Annotated in this window: 18 protein-coding genes; 4 read left to right on the forward strand and 14 right to left on the reverse strand. The window is 70.7% G+C overall.

Annotation, left to right across the window (positions count from 1 at the left end):
• Nucleotides 1–429 precede the first annotated feature (429 nt).
• A complete protein-coding gene (locus tag ACFZDC_RS39665; RefSeq protein ID WP_391331654.1) occupies nucleotides 430–1,182 on the reverse strand; it encodes a polysaccharide deacetylase family protein in 753 nt (250 codons plus the stop codon).
• A gap of 372 nt (nucleotides 1,183–1,554) precedes the next feature.
• Here ACFZDC_RS39665 and ACFZDC_RS39670 point away from each other — a divergent pair, with 372 nt between their 5' ends.
• Together ACFZDC_RS39670 and ACFZDC_RS39675 are read left to right on the forward strand one after the other, a co-directional pair.
• Nucleotides 1,555–2,709, forward strand: a complete 1,155-nt coding sequence (locus tag ACFZDC_RS39670) for a mannosyltransferase family protein (RefSeq protein ID WP_391331656.1) — start codon at nucleotides 1,555–1,557, stop codon at nucleotides 2,707–2,709.
• Nucleotides 2,710–3,198: 489 nt separating this feature from the next.
• Complete coding sequence (locus ACFZDC_RS39675) at nucleotides 3,199–4,521, forward strand: histidine kinase dimerization/phospho-acceptor domain-containing protein (RefSeq protein WP_391331658.1); 1,323 nt, start codon at nucleotides 3,199–3,201, stop codon at nucleotides 4,519–4,521.
• Nucleotides 4,522–5,076: 555 nt separating this feature from the next.
• Here ACFZDC_RS39675 and ACFZDC_RS39680 read toward each other — a convergent pair.
• The 9 genes from ACFZDC_RS39680 to ACFZDC_RS39720 all read right to left on the reverse strand — a co-directional run bounded on the left by ACFZDC_RS39680 (nucleotide 5,077) and on the right by ACFZDC_RS39720 (nucleotide 15,993).
• Nucleotides 5,077–6,996, reverse strand: a complete 1,920-nt coding sequence (locus ACFZDC_RS39680; RefSeq protein WP_391331661.1) for an ATP-binding cassette domain-containing protein — start codon at nucleotides 6,994–6,996, stop codon at nucleotides 5,077–5,079.
• A gap of 243 nt (nucleotides 6,997–7,239) precedes the next feature.
• Complete coding sequence (locus ACFZDC_RS39685) at nucleotides 7,240–7,953, reverse strand: gamma-glutamyl-gamma-aminobutyrate hydrolase family protein (RefSeq protein WP_391331663.1); 714 nt, start codon at nucleotides 7,951–7,953, stop codon at nucleotides 7,240–7,242.
• Nucleotides 7,950–9,440 (reverse strand): aldehyde dehydrogenase family protein, encoded by a 1,491-nt coding sequence (locus tag ACFZDC_RS39690; RefSeq protein WP_391331664.1) that lies wholly within the window; start codon nucleotides 9,438–9,440, stop codon nucleotides 7,950–7,952. Before ACFZDC_RS39690 ends, ACFZDC_RS39685 begins: the two co-directional genes overlap by 4 nt.
• Nucleotides 9,441–9,458: 18 nt before the next feature.
• Nucleotides 9,459–10,265: an acetoacetate decarboxylase family protein gene (locus tag ACFZDC_RS39695; RefSeq protein ID WP_391331665.1), complete on the reverse strand. Its 807-nt coding sequence runs from the start codon at nucleotides 10,263–10,265 to the stop codon at nucleotides 9,459–9,461.
• 160 nt (nucleotides 10,266–10,425) lie between these two features.
• A complete protein-coding gene (locus ACFZDC_RS39700; protein WP_391331666.1) occupies nucleotides 10,426–11,790 on the reverse strand; it encodes an aminotransferase class I/II-fold pyridoxal phosphate-dependent enzyme in 1,365 nt (454 codons plus the stop codon).
• Between the two features lie 50 nt (nucleotides 11,791–11,840).
• Nucleotides 11,841–12,686, reverse strand: coding sequence for a fumarylacetoacetate hydrolase family protein (locus ACFZDC_RS39705; RefSeq protein ID WP_391331667.1), 846 nt, complete (start codon nucleotides 12,684–12,686; stop codon nucleotides 11,841–11,843).
• Between the two features lie 9 nt (nucleotides 12,687–12,695).
• Nucleotides 12,696–13,631, reverse strand: a complete 936-nt coding sequence (locus ACFZDC_RS39710) for a 3,4-dihydroxyphenylacetate 2,3-dioxygenase (RefSeq protein WP_391331669.1) — start codon at nucleotides 13,629–13,631, stop codon at nucleotides 12,696–12,698.
• Nucleotides 13,624–15,093: an aldehyde dehydrogenase family protein gene (locus tag ACFZDC_RS39715; protein ID WP_391331671.1), complete on the reverse strand. Its 1,470-nt coding sequence runs from the start codon at nucleotides 15,091–15,093 to the stop codon at nucleotides 13,624–13,626. The genes ACFZDC_RS39710 and ACFZDC_RS39715 overlap by 8 nt, the downstream gene beginning before the upstream one ends.
• A 324-nt stretch (nucleotides 15,094–15,417) precedes the next feature.
• Nucleotides 15,418–15,993, reverse strand: a complete 576-nt coding sequence (locus ACFZDC_RS39720; protein WP_391331673.1) for a MarR family transcriptional regulator — start codon at nucleotides 15,991–15,993, stop codon at nucleotides 15,418–15,420.
• Nucleotides 15,994–16,282: 289 nt separating this feature from the next.
• On the opposite strand from ACFZDC_RS39720, the gene ACFZDC_RS39725 reads away from it, so the two are divergent.
• The gene (locus ACFZDC_RS39725) at nucleotides 16,283–17,638 is read left to right on the forward strand and encodes a glutamine synthetase family protein (RefSeq protein WP_391331675.1); all 1,356 of its coding nucleotides are present in this window, start codon (nucleotides 16,283–16,285) and stop codon (nucleotides 17,636–17,638) included.
• A 259-nt stretch (nucleotides 17,639–17,897) separates the two neighbouring features.
• Here ACFZDC_RS39725 and ACFZDC_RS39730 read toward each other — a convergent pair whose 3' ends face one another.
• From ACFZDC_RS39730 to ACFZDC_RS39745, 4 genes are all read right to left on the reverse strand, one after another.
• Nucleotides 17,898–19,574 carry a SpoIIE family protein phosphatase gene (locus ACFZDC_RS39730; RefSeq protein WP_391331677.1) on the reverse strand — a complete coding sequence of 559 codons (1,677 nt, stop codon included), beginning with the start codon at nucleotides 19,572–19,574 and terminating at the stop codon, nucleotides 17,898–17,900.
• Nucleotides 19,575–20,100: 526 nt separating this feature from the next.
• The gene (locus tag ACFZDC_RS39735) at nucleotides 20,101–20,643 is read right to left on the reverse strand and encodes a DUF1360 domain-containing protein (RefSeq protein WP_391331679.1); all 543 of its coding nucleotides are present in this window, start codon (nucleotides 20,641–20,643) and stop codon (nucleotides 20,101–20,103) included.
• The gene (locus tag ACFZDC_RS39740) at nucleotides 20,627–21,574 is read right to left on the reverse strand and encodes a Rieske 2Fe-2S domain-containing protein (RefSeq protein WP_391331687.1); all 948 of its coding nucleotides are present in this window, start codon (nucleotides 21,572–21,574) and stop codon (nucleotides 20,627–20,629) included. The genes ACFZDC_RS39735 and ACFZDC_RS39740 overlap by 17 nt, the downstream gene beginning before the upstream one ends.
• Before the next feature lie 600 nt (nucleotides 21,575–22,174).
• Nucleotides 22,175–22,663, reverse strand: coding sequence for a GNAT family N-acetyltransferase (locus ACFZDC_RS39745; protein ID WP_391331681.1), 489 nt, complete (start codon nucleotides 22,661–22,663; stop codon nucleotides 22,175–22,177).
• A gap of 635 nt (nucleotides 22,664–23,298) precedes the next feature.
• Here ACFZDC_RS39745 and ACFZDC_RS39750 point away from each other — a divergent pair.
• On the forward strand, nucleotides 23,299–23,705 hold a 407-nt coding region (locus tag ACFZDC_RS39750; protein WP_391331683.1), incomplete at its 3' end, for an MBL fold metallo-hydrolase.

Raw genomic sequence — 23,705 nt, forward strand, 5'->3', positions numbered from 1 at the left:
TTGAGGAAGGCGAGTAGTGACTGAGCGCCTGGTAGCCGTTCGCCTGGCACTGGGCCAGGAAGCGGACGGCGACGTCTGCGGCCGGTGCCCCGAGCAGTGACCGCAATGCCTGCCGCCATGACGAGCACGACCGTGACTGCCGCCGTGAGAAACTTCCGGGCGCGGTGCACCGCCCGCACAGCAGAGCAGCGCAGCGCAGCCAGGGATGGTGGTTACTCGGCGTCCTCACGTGACCGCCGACATTCGCCGTGGCACGCCTGGAGGACTACATCCGTGCACCGAGCAGGTGATGCGGTACCGCCCGGTGTGGCCTGGTGAAGCACCCGGTTGGCCGCCGTCCTGTCTCGCCTCACGCCCCATGGACTGGCACAGGGCGGTTGCGGCTGTGTATCCGGCACTGCACTCGGCACTGCCGAGTGCAGTGCCGCCCTACAGAGAGCTCGGCGACGGCCCATGGTGGTAGACCACGCCGGGTTGCAGACCGCCGGTCGTGGCGAACATCTGGGGGACGGTGACCAGGACATAGCCGCGGCCCTTCAGCGCGTGGACGATGCGGGGGACGGCTGGTGGGGTGGTCGCGTATCGGTCGTGCAGGACGATGATCGCGCCCGGTCGCACACGGGTCAGCACGCGCTGCTCGATGAGGTGCGCGTTGTGGTACTTCCAGTCCTTGGCGCTGATGCTCCACATCACCACCGACAGACCTTCCGCACCTGCTGCCGCACGCACCTTGGCGTTCCATGCTCCGAAGGGCGGTCTGAAAAGGGTCGGCAGGTGCCCTGTGACGGAAGCCATCTGCCCCGCCGCGGTCTCCAGCTCGTAGTCGATCCGGGCGGGTCGGAGGCGGGTGAGGCGGAGGTGGGTGACCGTGTGGTCGCCGACAGCGTCGCCGTCCCGCTGCTGTCTCAGTACATCCTTCCGGTACTGAAGAGCGTGCGGCCCGATCAGGAAGAACGTGGCCACGGTGTGCTGGCGCTCGAGTGCGTCCAGTACGGCCGCCGTGTACTGGGTCGGTCCGTCGTCGAAGGTCAGGGCGACACACTTGGTGACCCGGCAGTCGACGACCGGAGCCGGTGCGCCGGCGTCGGACCGAACGGGCCCGTGGGACAGCGCAGCGGCGGTCGATGATGGCAGGCCCGACGCGGCTGTGAACGCGCCCAGCGTGGCCGCGGCTGCTGCCACCGCCCTGCGCCACCATCCTGTTCTGGAAGGCATCACGAGCATCTCGATCCCAGGTACCGCTTCGCCTGTCACATTCGGCCCTTTGGCCGGTCACTTGCTGTCGGGTGTATCAAATGCGTTGCGACAAGCTTCTGACCTGCGGCTCAGGAACCGTCTTCAAGGACCGACCGGGCGGTCATGGCAACCACGCTAGGAAACGGCCGGTTAACGCCCTGCTCGCCGATGGTTAGACGACGGCAAAAGCCTCACGGCCACGCTTGCGGCCGAGCACCGACAGCGGAGGCTCCTTTTGCGGGTGCGAGCCGGTTCACTCACCGTCGGAGAGTGAGTACCTCCGCTTGTAAGGGTCCGCGCCTCCCCTTCGGACGGGACATGGCAGCCTCCTCCGGTCGCGCTTCGCTGGGCGCCCAGCCGCCAGGTGTCGTTCCGGCCCTGGCACTCTTCGCGGCCATCCGCCTCACCGGCGTCACGGTGCTGGCCCTCCTGGCCGCGCTCACCGGTCGGCCCCCGCTGAAGAGTCTCGCCCACTCCTGGGACTCGGTCTGGTACCTGCACATCGCCAAGCACGGCTACGGCACCCGCATCCACATTTCCGCAACGGGCGCGCTGCAGAGGGACTGGGCGTTCTTCCCGCTGTACCCGGTGCTCATCAGGGTGCTCAGCCGCGTCCTGCACGTAGGTCCGGGAGCAGCGGCGCTGCTGATCGCCTGGTGCGCGGCGGCGCTGGCCGCGTACGGCATCTACGCGATCGGTCACCGGCTCCACGGGCGCGCGGTGGCCACGGTCCTGGTCGCCCTCTGGGCCGCTCTGCCGCACTCGGTCGTCCTCTCCCTGGCCTACACCGAGCCACTGTTCAGCGCGCTCGCTGCCTGGTCCCTGTATGCCGTGCTCAAGGGCCGCTGGATGGCGGCCGGCGCACTCGCCGCGCTGGCGGGCCTGACCCGGCCGAGCGGCATCGCGGCGGCAGTGGCCGTCGTCACGGCGGCCGGTTGCGAGGCGGTACGGCGCCGCGGCCGCGTACCTCCCGGGCTCTGGGCAGGTGCTCTCCTCGCCCCGCTGGGCTGGGCCGGTTACGTGCTGTGGGTTGGGCAGCAGTCCGGTGATCTGCTGCACGGGTACTTCCAGGCCCAGAGCGCCTGGAACTCCCGCCTCGACCTCGGCGCCGGCACGCTGAGATTCCTCAAGGCGCTGCTGCTGCACGGCGGCGGGGCCGTACAACCGCTCGCCCTGGTGATCGTCGCGGCGAGTCTCGTGCTGTTCCTCCTGCTGTGTCTGGACAGGGGACCGCTGCCCTTGGTCGTCTTTGCCGGTGTCCTGCTGGCGATGGTGATCACGGTCTCCGGCCCCTTCTCATCCAAGCCCCGCTTCCTGCTCCCGGCGTTCCCGCTGCTGCTGCCCATGGCTTGTGGCCTGGTGCGGGCATGGCGCACAGGACCGAAACAGGCGGCGCTGGTGGGAGGCAGCGTGGCCGCGATGTCCTTGGTCTACGGCGCGTATCTCGTGCTCATCGCCCGTCAGCCCCTGTGAGGCGACCGAGACGGCTTACATGGAGTCAGACCTACTCCGCGCACAGCAGGACGATCAGGCGGGTTCCGGACGGTTGGCCTGGGTGAGTGTGCGGCGGCCGCGGTATCCGATGACGGTGTCGACGCGATGGCCGGGTCGCTGCCGCGGTGTCGCGGAAGCGTGCGGGCACGAGCGACGGCCCCGATAACTGGTGTCGCATCCGTGGCACGGCGACCGGCGACCCTCGGCAGAGCACGGCCGCGCGGCTGCCCGAGCCGATGCCCAGACGCTGCAGATGGTGTGCGAACGGTTGGCCGAGCGCCCCGGAGCGGTGACATCGGAAGTCAGGGGCTCAGCTGAGGTGGGCGGATCGCGGTGCTCGGGCTGCTCGGGGGGTTCGGTCCGCCCCGCCAGCCCGGGAGCCGCCTGCGGAGAGGACGCTGAGAGCCGTCACCGGAACGCGGAGGCACGGGTCTCCGCAGGGACGGGGCAGGGCGCATCATGAAGGGCATGAGACAGCGCGTGGTGCGAGTCGCCCTGACCGCCGCGTTGGTCGCTGTAGTACTGCTCGCCGTACCCCTGGCCCTGGCCATCAGGTTTTCCCTGTACGCCGGACAGCGCGACACCCTGGAACGCGCGGCCCTGGCCGCCGCGGTACGGGTGAGCCCGGACTACGCGGTCGGCGACCCGGTGGAACTGTCCCACGCGCCCGCCGGGGGACGCATCGGCCTGTACGACCCGCAGCAGCGGCTGCGGGCGGGCAACGGCCCCGAGACGGGGGACGCTCCGGTCCGCCGTGCCCTGGCAGGGCAGCTGGTCCGCGGACGCTCGGGCGGCGATCTGGTCGCCGCCGTACCGGTCTCCCACGCCGAACGGGTGATCGGTGTGGTCCGGGCGTCCTCGCCCGCGGGCGCAGTACGCGCTCGGGTGCTGGCCGCGTGGGCCGCCCTGCTGGGCGTGACCGTCGTCGCGCTCACCGTCGCGGTGCTCGTCGCCCGCCGTCAGGCCCGGGTGCTGGCCGCACCCCTGGAGGACCTCTCCCGCCACTGCCGGGCCGTTGCGGAAGGCGACCTGAACGCAAGGGCAGCCCCCAGCAGCGTCGCCGAGATCGACCAGGTGGCCCGCACCCACAACGCCATGCTGCACTACCTGGCCGAACTCCTCCGCCATGAGCGCGAATTCGCCACGAATGCCTCCCACCAGTTGCGCACTCCCCTCACCGGCCTGCAACTCGCCCTGGAAGCGGGCCTGGCTCAGGACGACAACGCCCGGCTGCGGCCGGTGCTGGCCGAGGCACTGGCCACCACCCATCGCCTGCACCACACGGTGGAGGAAGTACTGCGCCTGTCCCGCACCCCAGGCCGCCCCCGGCCGGCCGCCGGGAACACCGCGGCGTCACAGCTTCTCCGGGAAGCGGAGGAGCACTGGCACGGCCAGTTCGCCGCCGACGGCAGGCGGCTGGAGTGCGGCACACACGACGCGCCCAGGGATGTCCAGATCCCCGGCGGGCCGGTCACCGAGGTGCTCGACATCCTGCTCGACAACGCCCGCCTGCACGGGCGCGGAACCGTGCGGGTCGTGGTGCGCGATCTCGACGACGCCCTCGCCTTCGACGTGAGCGACGAAGGGACCGTGGAGGGCGAGCCGGCCCGGCTGTTCGACCGCGGACACACGAGCAGCGGTCACGGAACGGGCATCGGCCTCGCCCTCGCCTCCGACCTCGCCATGTCATTTGGCGGCCGGCTCTCCCTTACCAGCAGAGCTCCGGCCACCTTCACCCTGCTGGTCCCGGTCCACGCGGCCGACTCCGGGGCCGACGCCTCGGCCGAGTAAGGGCAGACCCCGGCAGCCCCGGTGGGGCGCTCGCCACGGCAGCGCGGTCCGCGGGCGTGCTCACGGTGGGGGCGATCGTCGACGCGGACACCGGCGCCCTCGCCGAGGCCCCCGACTTCCTGGCCCGCGGCTTCGTGCACGATGACGACACCACCCGGCGGCCGGCGCCGGACACGGCCCCGGAGCGAGCGCCGAAGGCACGGACACGCTCACAGCCACAGCCACGGGCCCACCGCCCCCCTCGGACGTCGGCGGGTACGCGGGGCAGGGGACATGCCGGTCATGCTCGTTCACCTTCCGACCCGACGGCGCATCGCGTAGCCGGCCCCGGGCAGCCGCAAACGGTCAGAACCGTGATGACGCCTGGTCGGCAGGCCCCTATCGAGACACACCCAGCCGGCCCGGTACCGGCAAGCAGCATCACCCGAGTGCTCCCGACCGCGTCAGCCGGTCCGGGAGCAGTGGTCGTTTTTCCCGCGGCGCTTCGCCGTTTGCCGCACGCGACGTATCAGCGTGACGCCGCCAACGGTCGAGGATGTCCGGGAACCGACTCGATCACGTGAACCCGGTGCTCGTACGAGCGTGTGACGACGTCCCGCGGCCACCGTCCGGCGCCGGGTCGGCCGGTCCGGGCAGCCCGTTGAGACCGGCTTCTGGGACCGGGCGTCCGAGGGTCGACTCGGTGCTCTCGCCGAGGAAGCCGCCCGACTGGTGCTGCCACAGCTTGGCGTAGGCACCGTTCGCCGCGAGCAGTTCTTCGTGGGTGCCCTGCTCGACGACGCTTCCGCGGTCGAGGACGACGAGACGGTCCATGCCGGCGACGGTGCTCAGGCGGTGGGCGACCACGAGGGCCGTACGTCCGTCCATCAACCGCCACAGGGCGTCCTGGACGAGCAGTTCACTCTCCGAGTCCAGCGCGCTGGTCGCCTCGTCGAGCAGCAGGATCGGGGCGTCGCGCAGGATGGCCCTGGCGAGGGCGACGCGCTGGCGCTGGCCGCCCGAGAGTTTGACTCCCCGCTCCCCCACCAGGGTGGCGAAGCCGTCGGGGAGTTGGTCGGCGAACTCCGTGACGTGCGCGGCCGCGGCCGCGGCGTGGATCTCCTCGTCGGTGGCACCGGGGCGGGCGAAGGCGATGTTGTCCCGCAGGCTGCGGTGGAACATAGCGGGTTCCTGCGGGACGTAGGCGATCAGTGAGCGCAGGTCGGTCTGGCGCAGCCGGCTGATGTCCTGACCACCGATCAGGATGCGTCCGTCGTCGATGTCCGACATCCGCAGCAGGAGCCGGGTGAGTGTGGTCTTGCCGCCGCCGGACCTGCCGACCAGACCGATGCGTGCGCCTGCAGGCACTTCCAGGTCGAGTGCCTGGAAAATCGGCTTGGCACCCGTGTGGGCGAAGGTCACCGTCTCGAAGTGGATGCCTGTGTCCCGCGGTGCGAGCGGTTCGGGTTCCGTCGGGTCGAGCACGGTGGGCGGATCCAGCAGCAGCTCGGTGAACTGCGCGGCCTCGGTCATCGAGCTTTCCAGGCGCCGGTAGATCTGGTTGAACTCGAACATGATCTGGGTCGCGTTGGAGTAGTAGGTGAAAGCGACGATGACCTCCTCCACTCCCTGGCCCGAGCCGCCGAAGGCGATGACGACCAACAGGCCCAGCACGTTGGTCAGCACGGACATGGGGGCGATCAGGGTGTCGACACGCAGATTGCCGTAGTCCCACGACCTCAGCGTCAGGCGCCGGGAATCCGCGACACGGCTGCGGTGTTCGTCGGCCTCCCGCCCCTCGGCCGCGAACGCCCGGATGGTCTCCATGTTCATGAGGCTGTCGGCGACGTGGCCGGAGACCCGGGCGATCGCCGCCTCACGGTCGTTGACGAGCCTCTGCCGGCGGCGGATCAGAGGTGTCGCGGCTACGACGGTCAGCACGATCATCACAAGTAGGCCGGCGACGAGCATCGGTTCGTAGCTCCACAGCACCACGGCCCCGAAGACCAGGGGGACGAGACTGCCCACGATCCGGTACGTCACCGTGTCGACGAAGTCCTCGAAGCGCTTGCCGAAGCTCAGCACCCGTTTGGTCAGGGAGCCGGCGAAGTTGTCGTGGAAGAATGCCGCGTCCTTGGCGAGGAGTTCGTCCATGCCGCTCACGTACAGGTGTTCCATGCCAAGGGCGTCCACGCGGTTCAGGCAGTGCTGCCCGATCCGCCACACGGCCTCGGCGAGCAGCAGCGTCACGCCGAAGCCCAAGACGTACGGCAGCGCCGAGCTGAGGGAGAGACCGCCGTCGTCGGCGGCCTGTCCTGCCAGTTTGGCGATCAGCAGGGGGGTGACGTAGCGGTTGCCGATGTTGCCCACGGCCGGCAACAGCAGCGCGGGCAAGGTCAGCAGTCGTAGTCGCAGCAGTTCCCGGCCGTAGCGGCGTAGCGCCAGAACGACCGCGCTCCTGCCGGGCGTCGGCCCTCGCGTACCTGTTGTCGCCATCACACTCCCGGAGGTTCGGAAGTCGGAAGTGTCCCGTCGGGAGAGGTCCTCAGTCCAGGCATTTACCTCGGACTGGCGAGAACCGGGCACCGCTGCGTTCAGCGTGCGTAACGGACGCATCCAGTGCTGGGATTACGGTAGTTGGGGTAGTCAGCGTCATAGTTCAGGGCCCGCACGGCGGGCCCGGGGTCGGATGACGATCGACAGAGCCGGACCGGGTCGCCGGTGTGCCGTCCGGGCTGCTCAACCCGAGACGGCCATAGCCACGCACACCAGAGTGTCGAACAGGTTCTGCTGGGCGGGGTCACTGTGCGCGGTGTCCTCCGGGTGCCACTGTACGGCGGCGAACCATCCGCTTGCGGTGGGTAGTTCGAGGGCTTCGATCGTGCCGTCCTCGGCGGTGGCTGCCACGGTCAGGCCGAAGCCCAGGCGCTCGACCCGCTGGTGGTGGTAGCAGGATGCTTCGGCCTTTTCGGCACCCACTGCGTGTGCCGTCCGCGTTCCTGGGCGGATGGTCACCGGGTGCAGCAGGTGGCGGTGCTCGTGGTCGGGGCCGCCCATGTCCTGGTGGAGGGTGCCGCCGCGGGCGATGTTGACGACTTGGAGGCCCCGGCAGATTGCCAGCAGCGGGATCCCCCTCTCCAGTGCCTGGTGGGCTACTTCGAGGTCGAAGGCGTCCTGGAGGTGGTCGACGTCGTAGACGCTGTCGTGGCGGTCGGTTGCGCCGTAGCGGTGAGGGGCGATGTCGCCGCCGCCGGGAAGCAGGACGCCGTCGAAGCGGGCGAGCCGGGCGGCGACGTCGGTGTCGGTGGGATCCGACGGATGGATGCTCACCGGTTCGCCGCCGGCGCGCCAGACCGCCTCGACGAGCGCGCGGGCGGTGACCTCGGCTTCGTACCGCAGGGCGGAGGTGGTCGCGGAGAAGCGGGCCGGGATGGCTATCAGCGGGCGTGTCACAGCTGGATCCAGGTGGTTTTCAGTTCGGTGTACTTCTCCAGGGCGTGGACGGACTTGTCGCGTCCGTTGCCGGACTGCTTCATGCCGCCGAAGGGCACGGTGAGGTCGCCCTCCTCGTAGCAGTTGACCCAGACCGTGCCGGCCTTCAGGGCGCGGGAGATCCGGTGGGCGGTGGACAGGTCGGAGGTCCACAGGCCGGCGGCGAGGCCGTACTCGGTGGCGTTGGCCAGGCGTACCGCCTCGTCGAGGTCGTCGAAGGTGAGGACCGACAGCACGGGGCCGAAGATCTCCTCGCGGGCCAGCCGCATGCCGGGGCCGACGTGGTCGAAGACGGTGGGCTGGAGGAAGCTGCCACCGGTGGCGGTCAGGGTGCGCTCCCCGCCGGTGCGCAGCCGGGCACCCTCGGCCTGGCCGGTGACGATATGGCCGTGGACGCGGTCGAGGTGGGCTTGGGAGACCAGGGCGCCCATCTGCGTGGCCGGGTCGAGCGGGTCGCCGACTCTCAGCTCCCGTGCCCGCCGGACCACGGCGTCGGTGACCTGCTCGGCGATGGAGGAGTGCACGAGGAGCCGGGAGGGGGCGGTGCACATCTCGCCCTGGTTGAAGAAGATGCCCCAGGCGGCGGTGGCGGCGGCCTTCTCCAGGTCGGGGGCATCGGGAAGGATGATGTTGGGCGACTTGCCACCGAGCTCCAGCCAGACGCGTTTGAGGTTGGAGTCGGCGGCGTGGCGCAGGAAGTGGCGGCCGACGGCGGTGGAGCCGGTGAAGGCCAGGACGTCGACGTCCGGGTGCAGGCCGATGGTCCGGCCTGCCGTCGGGCCGTCACCGGTGACGACGTTGAGGACGCCCGGGGGCAGTCCGGCGTCGGTGGCGATGCGGCCCAGCAGCAGGGCCGACAGCGGGGACGATTCGGACGGCTTCAGGACGACGGCGCAGCCTGCGGCGAGGGCCGGGGCGACTTTCCAGCCGGCCAGGGTGAGCGGGAAGTTCCACGGTACGACCGCGCCGACCACGCCGGCCGGCTCCCGTGTGACGAGGGCGAGGGTGTCGGGTGCGGTGTGCGGGGATTCGTCGGTGAGCTTGTCGGCCAGTTGGCCGTACCAGCGGAAGGCGTTGATGGCGGCGCGCAGTTCGATGTCGTGCGCCTCGGTGATCGGTTTGCCCATCTCCAGGCTGATCGTGAGGGCGAGCTGCTCGCGTCGTTCTTCGAGGAGGTCGGCGATCCGCAACAGGGTCCGGCCGCGGTCGGCGGGCGCCATGCGCGGCCAGGGGCCGGAGTCGAAGGCGCGGCGTGCGGCCGCGACGGCGAGATCGACCTCGGCCTCGCGCGCGTCGGCGACGTGGGTGAGGAGCTGTCCGTCGCGGGGGGCGACGACGGCGAACGCCGCGCCGCTGCCGCTTTCGTCCCGGCCGCCGATGTGGTGCCGGGTGGGCAGGCGGAGATTCTCGGCCCGTCTCAGCAGTTCCTCATGGGTGACGGTGTGCATGGGGGTCTCCGGGCCTTCTCACTCGGCGCCTGAAGTCGCGGACTCGAGCAGCCGGCCGCCGTCCCACACCACGCCGACCTGCCGGTAGTACGCGGCGATCGGCTCGCGGATCTCCAGCCGGGCCAGCTCCTCGGTGGGTGACTCGAACAGTTCCAGTTCGGCGTCGCCGACCCAGGGCCTGCCGCCCTCGAAGGAGGCGGCGCCGGACTCGATCAGCTCGTCCAGGGCGAGGCCCTTTCCCTTCTCGATCGACGGCAGCCAGCGGTGGTGGGCCATCGGGTGGGCGTTGACGAACCCGTTCGTGTCCGCCGGCTCGCGCAGGGTCACCACGGCCTGGGCCAGGCGCCGGTCGGCGGCGGCGAGGGTCGCGCCGAACCGTGCCCCGGCCTCGATCCGGGGTGCCGGCCCGTAGGGGTGCGGGCGGCTCTGGTGGATCGAGCCGAGCTTCTTCGGGTAGCCCTGGTGCAGTCCGCGGGCGATGGCGAAGTCCTTGTCGACCCAGATGTACACGCAGCGGGTGTAGGTCCGGCCCTGGTACTTGCAGCGGACGACGGCGAACGCCTCCTTGTACTGGGCGAGCACCGGATCCAGCAGCTCGGCGCCGGATGCCGAGCACGACTGCCAGTCGGCCCAGATCAGCGCGACCGCGCCGGGGTCCTCGTCGGCGAGCTCCAGCGGCTCGGGCAGCAGCTCGCGCACCCGGGCCGGGTCGGTGCGGTACTCGACGGTGAGCAGGTCGCCGGAGTAGTGCCACGGCGGGGAGGGGATCAGCGACGAGGCACCCGTCGCCGTCTTGGGGGGGAAGTAGCCACGGACGCGGGCCATGTCGTCACGCTCCAGGGAGATCAGCAGGGGCTCAGACGCCGTCTGCGACAGACGCGGCGGGCGGGGAGAGGTGTGCCGTCGCGTGAGGTTCGAATGGGGCGCCCCGGCTGGTCGGATCACCGTCGGCCGGGCCCCGGTCAGCCGGTGGCGCACGGGGCGGTCAGGAGCGGGCGAGCTGCTCCAGCCGCTGGTGCAGGTGCTCGACGTGGGTCTCGGATTCGGGCTTCATCAGCACGCTGCGCAGAATGCGCGCGCCGTCGGCGTCGGCGGTGATCTTCGGGTGGCGGCTGGTGAAGCGCTCGGCGCCCACGCGGAGGGTGCTGAGGAAGACCGGGTCCTGGGTGTCGGTCATCCCTTCCTGCAGGATCCGGTTGCTGGCCGCGTCGATCTCCGAGAGGGCGGTGCCCGCGGTCAGCGGGAAGTAGCTGACGATGTCGAGCTGCGGCGGCTGGTAGAGCTCGAAGGATTCGGAACCCTCGATCAGTTCCGCCCAGCGCAGCGCCGCCCGCCGGCCGGCCGCCAGCACCTGGCCCAGCCCCTCACGGGTGGGCGGCAGCAACTGGAAGGTGAGCCACAGCGCGGCGGCCGCCGCGCCCGCCCGGGAGCACTCCAGGCTGATCTCGCCCAGGTGCAGTTCCTCGGAGGTGAAGTACGTGTACGGCGAGTCGTGCAGGTAGAACCGGCCGACCGAGGGGTCGCGGAAGAGGACCGCGCCACAGCCGTAGGGCTGCAGGCCGTGCTTGTGCGGGTCCACCACGATGGAATCGGCCTGGGCGACGGCCTGCCAGGGCTCCGCAGGCAGACCCTCGGGGCCGTCCGCACCGGCCAGCAGGGTGAAGAATCCGCCGTAGGCGGCGTCGACGTGGATCCGCACACCGTAACGCTCACGCAGCGCCAGCGCCTCGTGGACCGGCTCGACGGCGCCCAGCCCGGTCGTACCGGCGGTGAGCACGACCGTGCCGACCCGGCCGCCGCGCAGCAGCTCCTCCAGCGCGTCGAGGTCCATGCGGCCGAGGTCGTCGGTGGGGACGCGGAAGCCTTCCACCCCGAGAACCCCGCACATCCGGCCGTGCGTGTAGTGGGCCTCGGTGCTGTACGCGACGCCCTTGCCCGGGTGCAGTTCGCGCGCCACGAACAGCGCCTCGAGGTTGGCGATGGTGCCGCTGGTGGTCAGGTGCCCCAGGTGGGTGTCGTAGCCGAACATCGCGGCCAGCTGCTGGACCACCTCCCGCTCCATCGCGGCGGTGGCCGGACCACCGTCCAGGGCGTGGTTGTTCGGGTTGATCAGCATCGCGGTCAGGTAGCCCACCACCGCTGCCGGGTGGGGCGGCTTGAGCATCTGGCCCGCGTAACGGGGATGGAAGAAGGGGTAGTTGTCCTTCAGCCGATCGGTGAAGACCTCGAACGCGGCGGCGAAGCGGTTGTCGTCGACGGCCAGTGCCGGGTGCGGATCGAAGGGGCCGAAGGTCTTCGCCCACTCGGCGTTCGACGCGACCGCCGAGGCCAGCCACTTGTTCAGATCCATTCCGTCCCTCTTCCTCGATCTGGTGTATCGACCATGGACGCGGCCGGGGCTCAGCGCCTGGGCGGGCGGATGCCGCGGAACTCCCAGTCGCCGCCCAGGGCGGTCGAGAGCACTTCCTCGGACTCGGTGGGCTGGGCACCGACGTCGGTGCGGACGGCGGTGGGGCCGGTGACGACGTGGTTGGTGAGTCGGCCCAGTCCCTCGACCTCCACCTCGACGACGTCGCCGGGCTGCACGGGACGGGAGTTGGCGGGGGTGCCGGACAGCAGGACGTCGCCGGGGCACAGGGTGATGGTGCGGGCGATGTCGGCGACGAGGTAGTGCATGTCCCACGTCATCTCGTCGGTCGAGCCGTCCTGGACGACCGTGCCGTTGACGTAGGTGCGCAGCCGCTTGCCGTGGAAGTCCCAGTCGGTGACCAGGCCGGGACCGAGCGGGCACAGGGTGTCGGCCCCCTTGACCCGGAGCATGGACCCGGCGTCCGTGTCGCGGAAGTCATGCAGGCCGTAGTCGTTGGCGATCGTGTAGCCGGCGATGTACTCCCCCGCCTCGGCCGGGGAGATGTTGCGGGCCGTCCTCCCGATCACTATGGCGACCTCGCCCTCGTAGTTGAGCCACTTGCAGCCCTCGGGGCGGACGATCGCGCCCTTGTGGCTGTTCAGGGCGGAGGTCGGCTTGTGGAAGTAGGTCGGGGTGTCCGGCAGGCCGATCCGGAACTCCTCGACGCGGCTGCGGTGGTTGAGGTGGACGGCGATCACCTTCGAGGGCAGCACCGGGGGCAGGTGGTGGGCCTCCTCGGTCCTGAGGCGACGGCCGTCCCCGGCGACGAGTTCGTCCCCGTCGACCGTGACCTGGACGGCGGCGCCGTCGAGGAGGACGCGGCGGTACTCGGGCATGAAGGGCTCCTAGATACGGCTGTGCGGGGTGCGCGCGGCGGGCAGGCCGGTGCCGGTCCAGCCGTCGGCGGGGCGGTCGAACCAGAGATGGACCTGACCGGTGCCGACCGAGTTCTCGTACTCGCCGTACTGGCGGGCCGGGGCCGTGCACGCCCGCTCGCCGAGTGCGCCGGCCATCATCAGGTAGTGGAAGAACTTGGCCTCGGGCTTGTGCTTCCAGAACGCGTCCATGGTGTCGAGGACCCTGTCGTGGCGGCCCTCCTTGAACCAGGCGATCCGCTCCTCGTCGGCCGCGCGCGCCTCGGGCGTGAAGATGTGCAGCGGGTCGCTGGCCTCGTGGTCCCGGATCTCACGCAGCGGCCAGAAGGTGTGCGACAGCGCTCCGGAGGCGATGAGCAGGACACGGCGTCCCGGGGTGGCGGCGATGCCGTCGGCCAGCGCCCGGCCGAGGCGCAGGTGGTCCTCCATGTCACCGGTCTGGCAGACGCCGATCGTCACCCACCGCTTGTCCGGCAGGCCCTCACCGAGGAACTTCCACAGGTTGACGGTCGCGTAGTAGATCGGCAGGTACGCGTCGTCGATCGCCGTGATGAACGTGCCGTGCTTGTCCGCGAACGACGTGATGTTGTGGGCGAGTTCGGGGTCACCGGGGAAGTCGTACGGCATGCGGCACATGCCGCGCGGCAGTTCCTCGGAGGTGAACAGGCCGGCCCGGCGGGGGTGTGCGGTGACGACGAACTCGACGGTGGTGGCCCAGTGGGAGTCGAGGACGACGACCGTGTCGTATTCGTTGGGGGCATCGCGCTCGAAGATGTCCTTGCGGAGCTGCCTCAGGCCGGTGACGAGCGTGATTTCCTTGCCCTCGTTCAGCTCCCGCCGGGTCTCCTCCGGGAGCACGATGGTGGGGACGTGGGCGAGCAGGCCCGCCCCGACGATCTCACCCATGGTGCTTCCATCCGTTCGGTGCGGTGACGGTGTTCTTGACGTCGCAGTAGAAGTCGAAGCTCCAGGTGCCGCCCTCGCGGCCCACACCCGACTGGCGGGAGCCGCCGAAGGGCGCCTTGAGGTCGCGGACGAAGAAGCAGTTGACCCAGACGGTGCCGGCGACCAGCTGCGCGGTGACGCGTTCGGCGCGGGCGGGGCTGCTCGTGGCGACGGTGGCGGCCAAGCCGAAGCGGGTACCGTTGGCGAGCCGGACCGCCTCTTCCTCGCTGGTGAAGGTCTGGAGCGTCAGGACCGGGCCGAAGACCTCCTCCTGGACGATCTCGGACGTCTGGGCAACGCCGGTGAGGAGGGTCGGCGCGTAGTACAGCCGCTCCTTGGGGTGTCCGCCGACGACCGAGCGGGCGCCGACCTCCAGTGCCCGCTGTACGAAGCCGTCGATCTTCTCCAGCTGGCGGGGGTGGATGGTGGGGCCGATGTCTGTGGCCTGGTCCCGCGGGTCGCCCTGCTTCAGCTGGGACACCTTGTCGACGAAGCGGCGGGTGAACTCCTCCGCGACCGTCTCCTCGACCAGAATGCGGGTCGCGGCGAGGCATACCTGCCCTGCGTTGTCGTACTGCTCCACCGCCAGCTCGACGGCCAGGTCCAGGTCGGCGTCGGCGAACACCAGCAGCGGGGACTTGCCACCCAGTTCCAGGCTCAGAGGCGTCAGGTTGGCGGCGGCCGACGCGGCGATCCGCTGCGCGGTCGCAACGGAGCCGGTGAAACTGATCCGGCGCACGTCCGGGTGCGAGGTGAGCGCGTCGCCGACCTCCGAGCCGTAGCCCTGCACCACGTTCAGGACACCGGCCGGAAGCCCGGCCTCGGCCGCGATGTCGGCCAGCAGCGAGGCGGTCAGCGGAGACCACTCGGCCGGCTTGAGGACGACCGTGTTTCCCGCCGCCAGCGCCGGGGCCACCTTCCACGTGGCCAGCATCAGTGGTGCGTTCCAGGGCGTGATCAGCACGCACGGGCCGGCCGGGTCCCAGCTGACGTGGTTGGTGTGACCGCGGGTCTCGAAGTCCTCCTGCTCCAGCTTCAGCAACCAGTCGGCGAAGAAGCGGAAGTTGTGCGCGACGCGGGGCATGACGCCGCTGCGGTGGGAGCGCAGAAGGGCGCCGTTGTCGGTGGTCTCGACGATGGCCAGCTCTTCGATCCGCTTCTCGACCCCCTCGGCGATGGCGTGCAGGATGCGGGCGCGCTCGGAGCGCGGGGTGGCGGCCCAGCCGGGGAAGGCGGCCTTGGCGGCGGCAACGGCCGCGGCGGCCTCCGTCGCGGTACCCCGCGCGATCTCCCCGATGACGCTGCCGTCGATCGGTGAGATGTCGGTGAACGTCTCACCGGAGGCGACGCGCTCGCCGCCTATCCAGTGCCGGGTGTCAACGGGTACCCCGGCGATGACAGCCGCTTGGGACTCGCGGGTCATGTCCCGACCTCCAGTTCGTTTGAACCCAAATAAACAGCCGAGTCGGGGGAGCGTCAAGCCCCTGCCGGAGGATTTATTTGGGCTCAAACGTTTCCGCCTGAAGGGCGAGACCACTCCTCGAGCCGGAGCCCGGCGGATCGGACGGGGCCCGCGGATCCGGCGGGGTCCGACAGGGTCGGGCGAGCGCTCGCCACCTCTGGCGATGAGCGCGACACTCCGAGGCGCGAGCGGCACCTCGCCGGGGCCCGTGGCCCCCGACGGTCCGGCTACGGGCGCGCGCGGGGGACGGCTACAGGCGCGGGCGCGGGCGCGGGCGGCGGACGGCTACGGGCGCGGGCGGCGGCCCGAGCGCCGTGGGGCGAGGCTTTCGCCATCGAGGAGCTCCCGCCTGCGCTGCTCCCCGTGCTCCTCGAGCCGGCCGACGATGACACGCAGACTGTCGGCGAGCTGGAGGCACTGGTCGGGACTGAGCGGGGCGGCGACGAACGCTTCCTCGGCGTTGAAGGCCGGGAACAGCTTCTCCATGAGCTTCTCCCCTTCAGGGGTCAGCGAGAGCAGGACCCGGCGGCGGTCCTCGGGGTGGGGGGAACGAGCCACGAGGCCGCGCGACTCGAGGGTGCGCGAAATGCCGGTCAGGGTGCCCTTGGAGATCCCCGCCTCCTCGGCCACGGACCAGGTTTCCGCCTCGCCCCAGATCCACAGCACCCACAGCACGACGAAGCCGGTCCACGTCAGCTCGTGCGGACGCAGCACCGAGTTCTCCAGGTGCTGCCGGACGGCGGCGGCCGCCCGGTGGATATTGCCCACGGCGGCCATGGCCTCGCGTTGCAGAGTCAGGCCACCCAGCCGCCGCTGCACGGCCCGCTCGGTTTCGGTGATGGATCGGCGGGGCCCGGGCACGGGCTTCTCCTCGTCGTCGGGGCGACGGGGGCCGCCCAGGCTTCATTTGCAGCCAAATGTATCTCCGCAGCCGCCGGATCCGGCATCCTCGGCCCTGGCCCGAGGCAGGTGAACTCGCGTGCCCCTCTTGTGGGCGGTGCGGCCGGCCCATATCGTTTGATGCCAAATGAAAGACGTCCCGGCGCCGACGCTCGGCCATGAGGCCGCATAGATCGGCCATGAGGCCGCATAGATGCCGTGCGGGCGCATCGGACAGAATGCAAGCCCTCACCGCCTCCCTGGAGTTCCCTTGAGCGCGCACACAGACCGCCAGGTCCGACAGACGATCGAGGCGCTTGACGCCCAGGGGATCGACGTCCTCCGCGTCGCCTACCCGGACCTGATGGGATCCGACCGCAGCCGGGACATCCTGCTGCACCATCTGCCGCAGGCGGCCGGACACGGCCTCGCCTTCAGCCGCGCCGTCTATCACACCGGTGCTCTGGGTGATCACTCCGACATCGCCGGCGGCATTCAGGCGGGCATGCCCGACGTCCTGGTGCGCCCGGACCTTGACACCGTCGTCCCGCTGCCGTGGGAGCCGAACGCCGCCTGGTGCATCGGTGACGTCCTGGACCCGGCCACCGGCCGGAGCGTGCCCGAATCGCCCAGGGACCTGCTGCGCCGCGTCCTCACCCGCCTGAACAACGCGGGCCTGACCGCGCTCGTCGGCCCCGAACTGGAATACGTCCTGCTCGAACCGGACGCCGACACGCCCACAGGGTGGCGGCGCTACGCCCCCGCCCCGGGCAACGTCTACACCACCGGGCGCCGCGCCGACCCGGACGGACACCTTCTGCGCACGGTGCGCGCCCTGCACGCCCTCGGCCTGGATGTCAGTGGCGGCAACCGCGAGTTCGACGGCGGACAGTTCGAGATCAACCTCAACCACTCGGAAGCACTGAACGCCGCGGACCGCGCCTTCCGGTTCAAGGCCGCGGTCAAGGAACTCGCCCGCACCGAGGGCCGACTGGCGACGTTCATGGCCAAGCCCTTCAACGACGGCGGCGGATCGGGATTCCACCTGCACGTCTCCCTGATCGACGCGGACGGGAACAACGTCTTCCACGCCCCCCGCGAGGCCCACGGCCTCTCGGCCACGGCCCGTCACGCCCTGGCCGGCGTCCTCGTACACGCGCCCGCCCTGTCCGCGCTGCTCAACCCCACCGTCAACTCCTACAAGCGGTTCGGTCCCGGCACCACCGCCCCCTGGTTGATCAACTGGGGCCTGGACAACCGGAACGCCATGGTGCGCATCCCGCCGGAGCGCGGTGCCGCGTCCCGGCTGGAAGTCCGCCTCGGCGACGCCACGGCCAATCCGTACCTCGCCGTCGCCGGCCTCCTGGCCGCCCTCCACCTCGGCATTGCTGCCGCGGCCGAGCCTCCGGCGCCGGCGACCGGCCTCGCCGCCGACACCGGGACCGCCGACCGGCTACCCACCGACCTCGGCCAGGCCCTCGACGCCCTGCAGGCCGACGATCAGCTCGTCGACGCCCTCGGCAAGTCGTTCGTCGACGCCTTCCTCACCTTCAAGCGGGACGAACTCGCCCGGTTCCACCGCTACGTCACCGACTGGGAGTTCCGCGAGTACGCCCGGATCAACTGACACCGCCCTTCCCGGACCCTGTTTCCCCTCCTTGACATGAGGCCCTTCAACCGTGACGGGCTTGCTGCGGTCCGCCTTCCAGCTACGGCGGCCGCGGCGTTCGCTGGGCTGGACGAAGCACCGAGTGACGACGGCTTGCCGGCCAACCTGCCGTGGAGGGCTTGGTGAAGGCAGCGCGCCTGACTGCTCGGCGCGTGTCGTGTGCCGGACTGTCCGGTGGGCGCCGACCAGTGCCGAAGCACTCTTCATGATCACCGCTCTATGCGCGAGCGGGCGTGCGCAGCGCCAGCATGGCGACGTCGTCGTCGTTGTCGTCGGGGCGTACCCGCTTCAGCAGCATGTCGCAGAAGGAATCCAGAGGGCGGTGGGCAAGAGAGGCCGCGTGCCGGCGCAACCGGTCCAGTCCCTGGTCGATGGAGTGGTGCGGAGACTCGACCAGGCCGTCGGTGTAGAGCAGGACGGTGGCGCCGGGCGGAAGGACGGTGACGGCATCGGGACGGGGCTTACTGACTCCGGTCCCGAGCAGAATGCCGTGAGCGTCGCCGAGGTAGCGGGCCTGACCGTCGTGGCCGACCAGCAGAGGGGGAGGGTGGCCGGCGTTCGTCCAGCGCAGTCGCCACCACCGGTCCTCCCCCAGGGCGAGGGTGGCCAGGATCATGGTGGCCATGGGGACCTCGGCTATGTGCTTCACGGCTTCGTCGAGCTGGGTGACGACGGCGCTGGCCGTGGCCTGGGGCCGGGACCATGCGAAGGCCCGCAGCATGTTGCGGAGCTGCGCCATTCCGGCTGCCGCATCGAGGTCGTGTCCGACGACGTCACCGATGGCCAGGGCATGTGTGCTGTCGGTCAGGGCGAAGGCGTCGTACCAGTCACCGCCGACGGAGGAGGCGTGCGGAGCGGGTACGTACCGCGCCGTCATCTCCACCCCGGGCACGACGGGGAGCTGGGGCAGCAAGTGGCGCTGCATGGTTTCGGCGACCTTGCGCTGGCGCTGGTACAGACGCGCGTTGTCCAGCGCCAGGCCCGCCCGGCGGGTGATGTCTTCCAGCAGCGGCAGGTCGGCGGCGGTGAAGGGACCAGAACGCTTCGCACGTCCCAGGGTCAGCGCTCCGAGCACGTCGCGCAGACCCCGGATGGGCGCGATGACAGCGGAGTGCATACCCGTCTCGGTGAACAGACGACGCTGCTCCACCGCGATCCCCGAATCGGGCGGCCCCTGATAGGTGGCGGGGCCGGCGAGAGAGGACGCGGCGCCGCGCAGAGCCCGTGACAGGGGCATCGGGGACTCCTCCGGCACGGGCGGCATGGGCCCTTGCAGGTCCTCCCGCTCGACCAGGATGCCGCCCTCGTACTCCACCACCAGAGCACGCCGTACCTCGTCTCGTTCGGTGAGCAGGTCGATCACCGCCCAGTCCGCGAGCCGGGGCACCGTCAGCCCCGCCAGCCGACGCAGCGCCTCGTCCACATCCAAGGTGGATGTCAGCTGCGTGGTCGTCTCCGCCAGCAGGGCAAGGCGGTCCAGCTCCGTCAGCTGGGCCGGGATCTCATCGGAGTCCCCGTCGGATGCGCTCCGGTCCGATCCGTACAACAGCACCAGCGCAGCCGCCTTCCCCGATACGGGTGAGCAGGGCGCGACGAGCCAGGCCAGTCGGACGAGCGTCCCGTCCCCGCGGGCGAACCACTCGTAGTCGCCGTGTTCGGTCCTCCCGGCGAGAAGCGCCCTCCTCAGCTGACAGCGCGTGCGGGGCGTGGCGTGCCCATGACTGTCACGGTGCAGGAGGTCGTGGAAATCCTGCCCGACGAGTCCCTCCGAGCTGCGGCCCAGCACACTTTGCGCCGCGGCATTGGCGGAGACGATGAGGCCGTCGTCATCGACGAGAACGACAGCCGCCTGCACGTCCTCCAGGGTTGTACCGAGGGAAGCGCCAGGCCACATCGGGTGACCGGACACGGGAGAACGTCCCGTGCCGGAACCGGTTACGTCCATGGCCCTCCTCGGCGGAAACAGACCAACCCCATTTTCCCAGGAAAGGGGCCTGCATGCGCCGACCGCTGCAGGTGCGGATCATCTGGTGGGCCAAGGACCCGTTTGGGGCTGCTGTTCGGACACCTCTGCGAGCCGCGTGTGGAGCCGACGGTGGGCGACGAGCTGCTCACGGTCGCTGACCCGCGGAACGTGGTGGCGCGCCGACTCGCCCCGGCGGAGATCGCCGAGTCCTACCAAGCAGTCGTCCCGCTCGCCTCGCCCACGATGGCCGGGGTGGGTTCGACTTCCCGAGCAGACGGCGGGCAGAGCGGTCGGGCCGGTTCACCTCGTACGTCCCGAGCCAGCAGGTAGCGGGACAGGCCCGCGCCGAAGGTTCCGGTGCCCTCCACACCAGCCCGGCGCACCCCTTGCGCCGGGGACGGTGACCGTCACGCCGCAGCTCCGCCGCGGAGCTGCGGCGTGCTCGTGGGAGGGGTCACTCACCGGTGGTCTTGTCCACCAGCGCGCTGTACGTCAGCTGCAACGCGTCCGCGCCGGCCAGCGCGGCGAGCGCCCCCATGGCGGTGCGGGTGGCGCGTGGCCAGAGCAGCTGCCCGGCGGTAAGGGTCGAGACCACCCAGACACTCATGCAGAACGGGCAGGTGACCAACTCGCCGACCGTGTCCTTGCCACCCTCGGACCGCGCCTCCTCATGCAGCTCTGCCGGCCCCTGCGGGCCGCGGAACGTGGTGAAGGGGGCCCTGAGCGGGCTGGTCACCGACGCCTTGCTCAGCAGCCGGCTCAGCCGGAACGTCGCTACGGCGGTCAGAGCCACATCCCAGGGCACGGGCCGGTCCGGCAGCGGGCGCCCGCGCATCTTCACCACCGTCGTCCAGGCGGCGGTGTACGCGCCGAAGGCCGCCATGGCCGCCGTGTAACCACGCAGCGGGCGCTCCTGCCCCGCCGAGTACGTACGCCCGGTGCGTCGCAGCCGTCGCCTCAGGCGTTCCGCGAAACGGCCGTCAGCCGCTGTGCCCATGATCCCTGCCTTCTTCCGTCCCCGTCGACGTCTCGTCCATCTCGCGGCCGGCCGGCTCCCGCGTCGTCCGGTCCTCCCGGCGCAGGCTGACCTCCACGTACCCGTCGACGACGCGGGTGTCGAAGGCGGGCTGGGGCGCGGTGGCGGGTCCGCGGACGTTCCAGCCGTCTGAGAGCCGGAAGACACTCCCGTGCCAGGGGCACCGGACACACCCGTCGGCGACCGTGCCCTCGGACAACGGCCCCGCCAGATGACTGCACCGCTCGGCCAGCGCGTGGAAGCTTCCGCCGGGTTCGCGCACCACCAGCACCGGCACGTCGTCCACGGTCCGCCGCACGGGCCGGCCTGCGGGGAACTCGTCGACGGAACCGATCCGATGCCAGCCCTCACTGACGACGTGCGGCACCTCCTCGGCGTGGTTGGCGCCGGAAGCCTGCCGGTAGGCCATGTGACCGCCCAGCATCCCTCCCAGACCGACCGCGGTCAGCCCGAGGAAACCCGTCGCCCGGCCCGCTCCGGCTCGCCCGGACAGGCGGCAAACGAGTGAGGCGCCGTACAGGGCCACGGCCGCCGTGTTGGCCACGGCGTGCGCCAGCCCCACCCGCCTCTGCTGACGATGCAATTCGGACCAGTCGACGGCGCCCGCCAGCGCGGCGGGCCCGGCCGCCGCCAGCCCGACGCCCACGAGGAGGCCGGCCTCCCGGGAGCGGCCGGGGCACAGGTCGAGTACCGCTGCGGACATCCAGCTGCCGATCGGCACCTGCACCATCAAGGGGTGCACGGGATGGCCGAGCCATCTGCCATGCAGTCCGTCTCGGACGCGGCCGAGCGGCAGGGCCCGTACTCCCCCGGTCAGCGCGTCGATCACGGCGTCCGCCCTGGGTTCACGCTCCAGGGCGTCCAACAGCCGCAGCATCCGGTTCTGCCCCATACGGCGACGACCTGGCTTTTTCCTCATGGGCGGAGGGTCCCCCTACCGGCGACGGACAAACAGCCGCTCCGAGGATTATGCGGTGCCGATCACCACCGGCGAGGTCGAGCGGCAAACAAGATGATCACCTGTCTGCACATGCGGTTCGCGACTTGGCCCGGCCTGCCGGCCTCCGGCTGGTCTCGCGGCATGGCCAGGGACCGGTCACTCCGGCGAGCTGAGACCGTCGCCCTGATGACGCCGTCAGCACGTCACGAGCGGGACGGCTGCGGCGTGACGCTGCGGCGGCGCGCTCGCGGCACTGGCCGGAGCGGACGCCTTGCAGGCACCAGGAGCAGAGCACGAGGGGCAGAGCGCGGCGCGCGCAGACCGCAGTCCGCGGTGCCCCTCCTCGCGTACAGCGCGATGGTGGACAGAACGACCGAGGACCGACCCCCCAGGGCGCACATGGCGAACTCGCCGCGAGAGACCACTGGCGCAGGCGATCCCCCCGCATGGCAGAGACGACGGCACACACGGAGCGCGCGGGGTCCAGCGGCTCCTGCATGCCGGCCACCATCCATGCAGGCGAAGCCATGCCCTGCGAACCGGCACACCGCGTCATTCCGAAGGAATGCGAAACTCGAATTCGGGACGGTCCCACGGCACGGCGGGCGGGTTCGCGAGCGCGGTCCCGATCCGCACTGCACCGGCGCGGTGGTAGAAGCCCTCGGCGGGAAGATGCGACACGACCTTGACGCGGTCGAGCCCGGCGGCACGGGCCTCGGACTGCATGTGCGCGACGAGCAGTCGTCCTATACCCCGTCCTTGCGCGTCGTCAGCGACGAACAGCAGGTCGAGCTCCGGTGGAGCGAGGACGAGCGAGTAGAACCCGAGGACCCGGCCTCCCTGCTCGCCGGCGCCGATGGCTACGAAAGCGCGGTGGGCCTCGATGTAATCAGGACCGACCCGGTAGCCCGCGACTGCCGCTGCGTACTTACCCTCGTAGGCGCCCGAGCCACGCACGAGCCGCGTGAGCCGTTTGGCATCCCGCGCGACGGCCCTCCGTATCGTGATCGGCCGGCTGATCGGGGACGTACGTGAACTCATCGGGAGAGTATTTCGCACCGGAGAGTGCCTTCGTGCGGCGGGTCGGCTGCTCGGCCAGGCGTTCCTGCACCGCTCCCGGGTACCGCGCGCCCAGGGCCCCGATCGACCACGTCACTGCCGCCGCATGGGTTGCCCGCCGGCAGCAACTGGACGCCCGAACCGCTGCGGAGGAGCCGAGACCCCGCGAGACCCCCAACTCCATACCGCACATGGAGAGGCCGGCAGGCTCGCCCGGCCATGAACGGGCCGCGCACGGGATCCCCATGCGCCCTTCCCCCCGCTCCGCGAAGCCCCCGAGGGGACAAGGCTGTGCCGCCGCCTCGGGGCCCTCTCAGCCCACTTGCTGCTGAGCGGCGACGGCGCCCGCGTCTCGACTCCTCCGAGTGGACCAGTGCCGAGGCCTGCCAGGAGGCACCGAATCCGGGCGGCACGACAGGGTGCACGAGATCTTCTCCCATACGCCTGGCGTGGCTTACGCACGGCAAGCGGTACCATCTTCAACCTTCCCCGCCCCGGCCGTCGGCGTGAGCCGAAGGTTCCGGGGCACCCGTCACGGGCAACCCCCGTCCGTCGAGAAGCAGAGAGATCGCGCAGGCAATGGATCACGCTCTCCGACTCTCCGGTAGCGTCAAGGTATGAGTCATCCGCATCCAGAGCTGAAAGCCGCCCCGCCGCTGCCCAAGGGAGGGCTGAGGGTCGTCGCGCTCGGCGGTCTGGGTGAGATCGGCCGCAACATGACCGTCTTCGAGCACGCGGGCAAGCTGCTCATCGTCGACTGTGGCGTGCTGTTCCCCGAGGAGACCCAGCCCGGCGTGGACGTGATCCTGCCGGACTTCACCTCGATCCGGGACCGGCTGGACGACATCGTGGCCGTGGTACTCACCCACGGTCACGAGGACCACATCGGCGGCGTGCCGTACCTGCTGCGTGAGCGGTCCGACATTCCGGTCGTCGGCTCCAAGCTGACGCTGGCGTTCCTGGAGGCCAAGCTCAAGGAACACGGCATCCGGCCGCGCACGGTGCGGGTACGGGAGGGCGACCG

The sequence above is a fragment of the Streptomyces sp. NPDC007905 genome (assembly GCF_042959345.1).
Lineage (GTDB): Bacteria > Actinomycetota > Actinomycetes > Streptomycetales > Streptomycetaceae > Streptomyces.

Bases quoted from the DNA above. Each gene is read 5' to 3' on its own strand.
- ACFZDC_RS39670 (WP_391331656.1), top strand. From the start codon at position 1,555: ATGGCAGCCTCCTCCGGTCGCGCTTCGCTGGGCGCCCAGCCGCCAGGT.
- ACFZDC_RS39715 (WP_391331671.1), bottom strand. From the start codon at position 15,093: ATGACCCGCGAGTCCCAAGCGGCTGTCATCGCCGGGGTACCCGTTGAC.
- ACFZDC_RS39735 (WP_391331679.1), bottom strand. From the start codon at position 20,643: ATGGGCACAGCGGCTGACGGCCGTTTCGCGGAACGCCTGAGGCGACGG.
- ACFZDC_RS39690 (WP_391331664.1), bottom strand. From the start codon at position 9,440: ATGCACACCGTCACCCATGAGGAACTGCTGAGACGGGCCGAGAATCTC.
- ACFZDC_RS39710 (WP_391331669.1), bottom strand. From the start codon at position 13,631: ATGGGTGAGATCGTCGGGGCGGGCCTGCTCGCCCACGTCCCCACCATC.
- ACFZDC_RS39705 (WP_391331667.1), bottom strand. From the start codon at position 12,686: ATGCCCGAGTACCGCCGCGTCCTCCTCGACGGCGCCGCCGTCCAGGTC.
- ACFZDC_RS39700 (WP_391331666.1), bottom strand. From the start codon at position 11,790: ATGGATCTGAACAAGTGGCTGGCCTCGGCGGTCGCGTCGAACGCCGAG.
- ACFZDC_RS39695 (WP_391331665.1), bottom strand. From the start codon at position 10,265: ATGGCCCGCGTCCGTGGCTACTTCCCCCCCAAGACGGCGACGGGTGCC.
- ACFZDC_RS39730 (WP_391331677.1), bottom strand. From the start codon at position 19,574: ATGTGGCCTGGCGCTTCCCTCGGTACAACCCTGGAGGACGTGCAGGCG.
- ACFZDC_RS39740 (WP_391331687.1), bottom strand. From the start codon at position 21,574: ATGGGGCAGAACCGGATGCTGCGGCTGTTGGACGCCCTGGAGCGTGAA.
- ACFZDC_RS39680 (WP_391331661.1), bottom strand. From the start codon at position 6,996: ATGGCGACAACAGGTACGCGAGGGCCGACGCCCGGCAGGAGCGCGGTC.
- ACFZDC_RS39745 (WP_391331681.1), bottom strand. From the start codon at position 22,663: ATGAGTTCACGTACGTCCCCGATCAGCCGGCCGATCACGATACGGAGG.
- ACFZDC_RS39675 (WP_391331658.1), top strand. From the start codon at position 3,199: ATGAGACAGCGCGTGGTGCGAGTCGCCCTGACCGCCGCGTTGGTCGCT.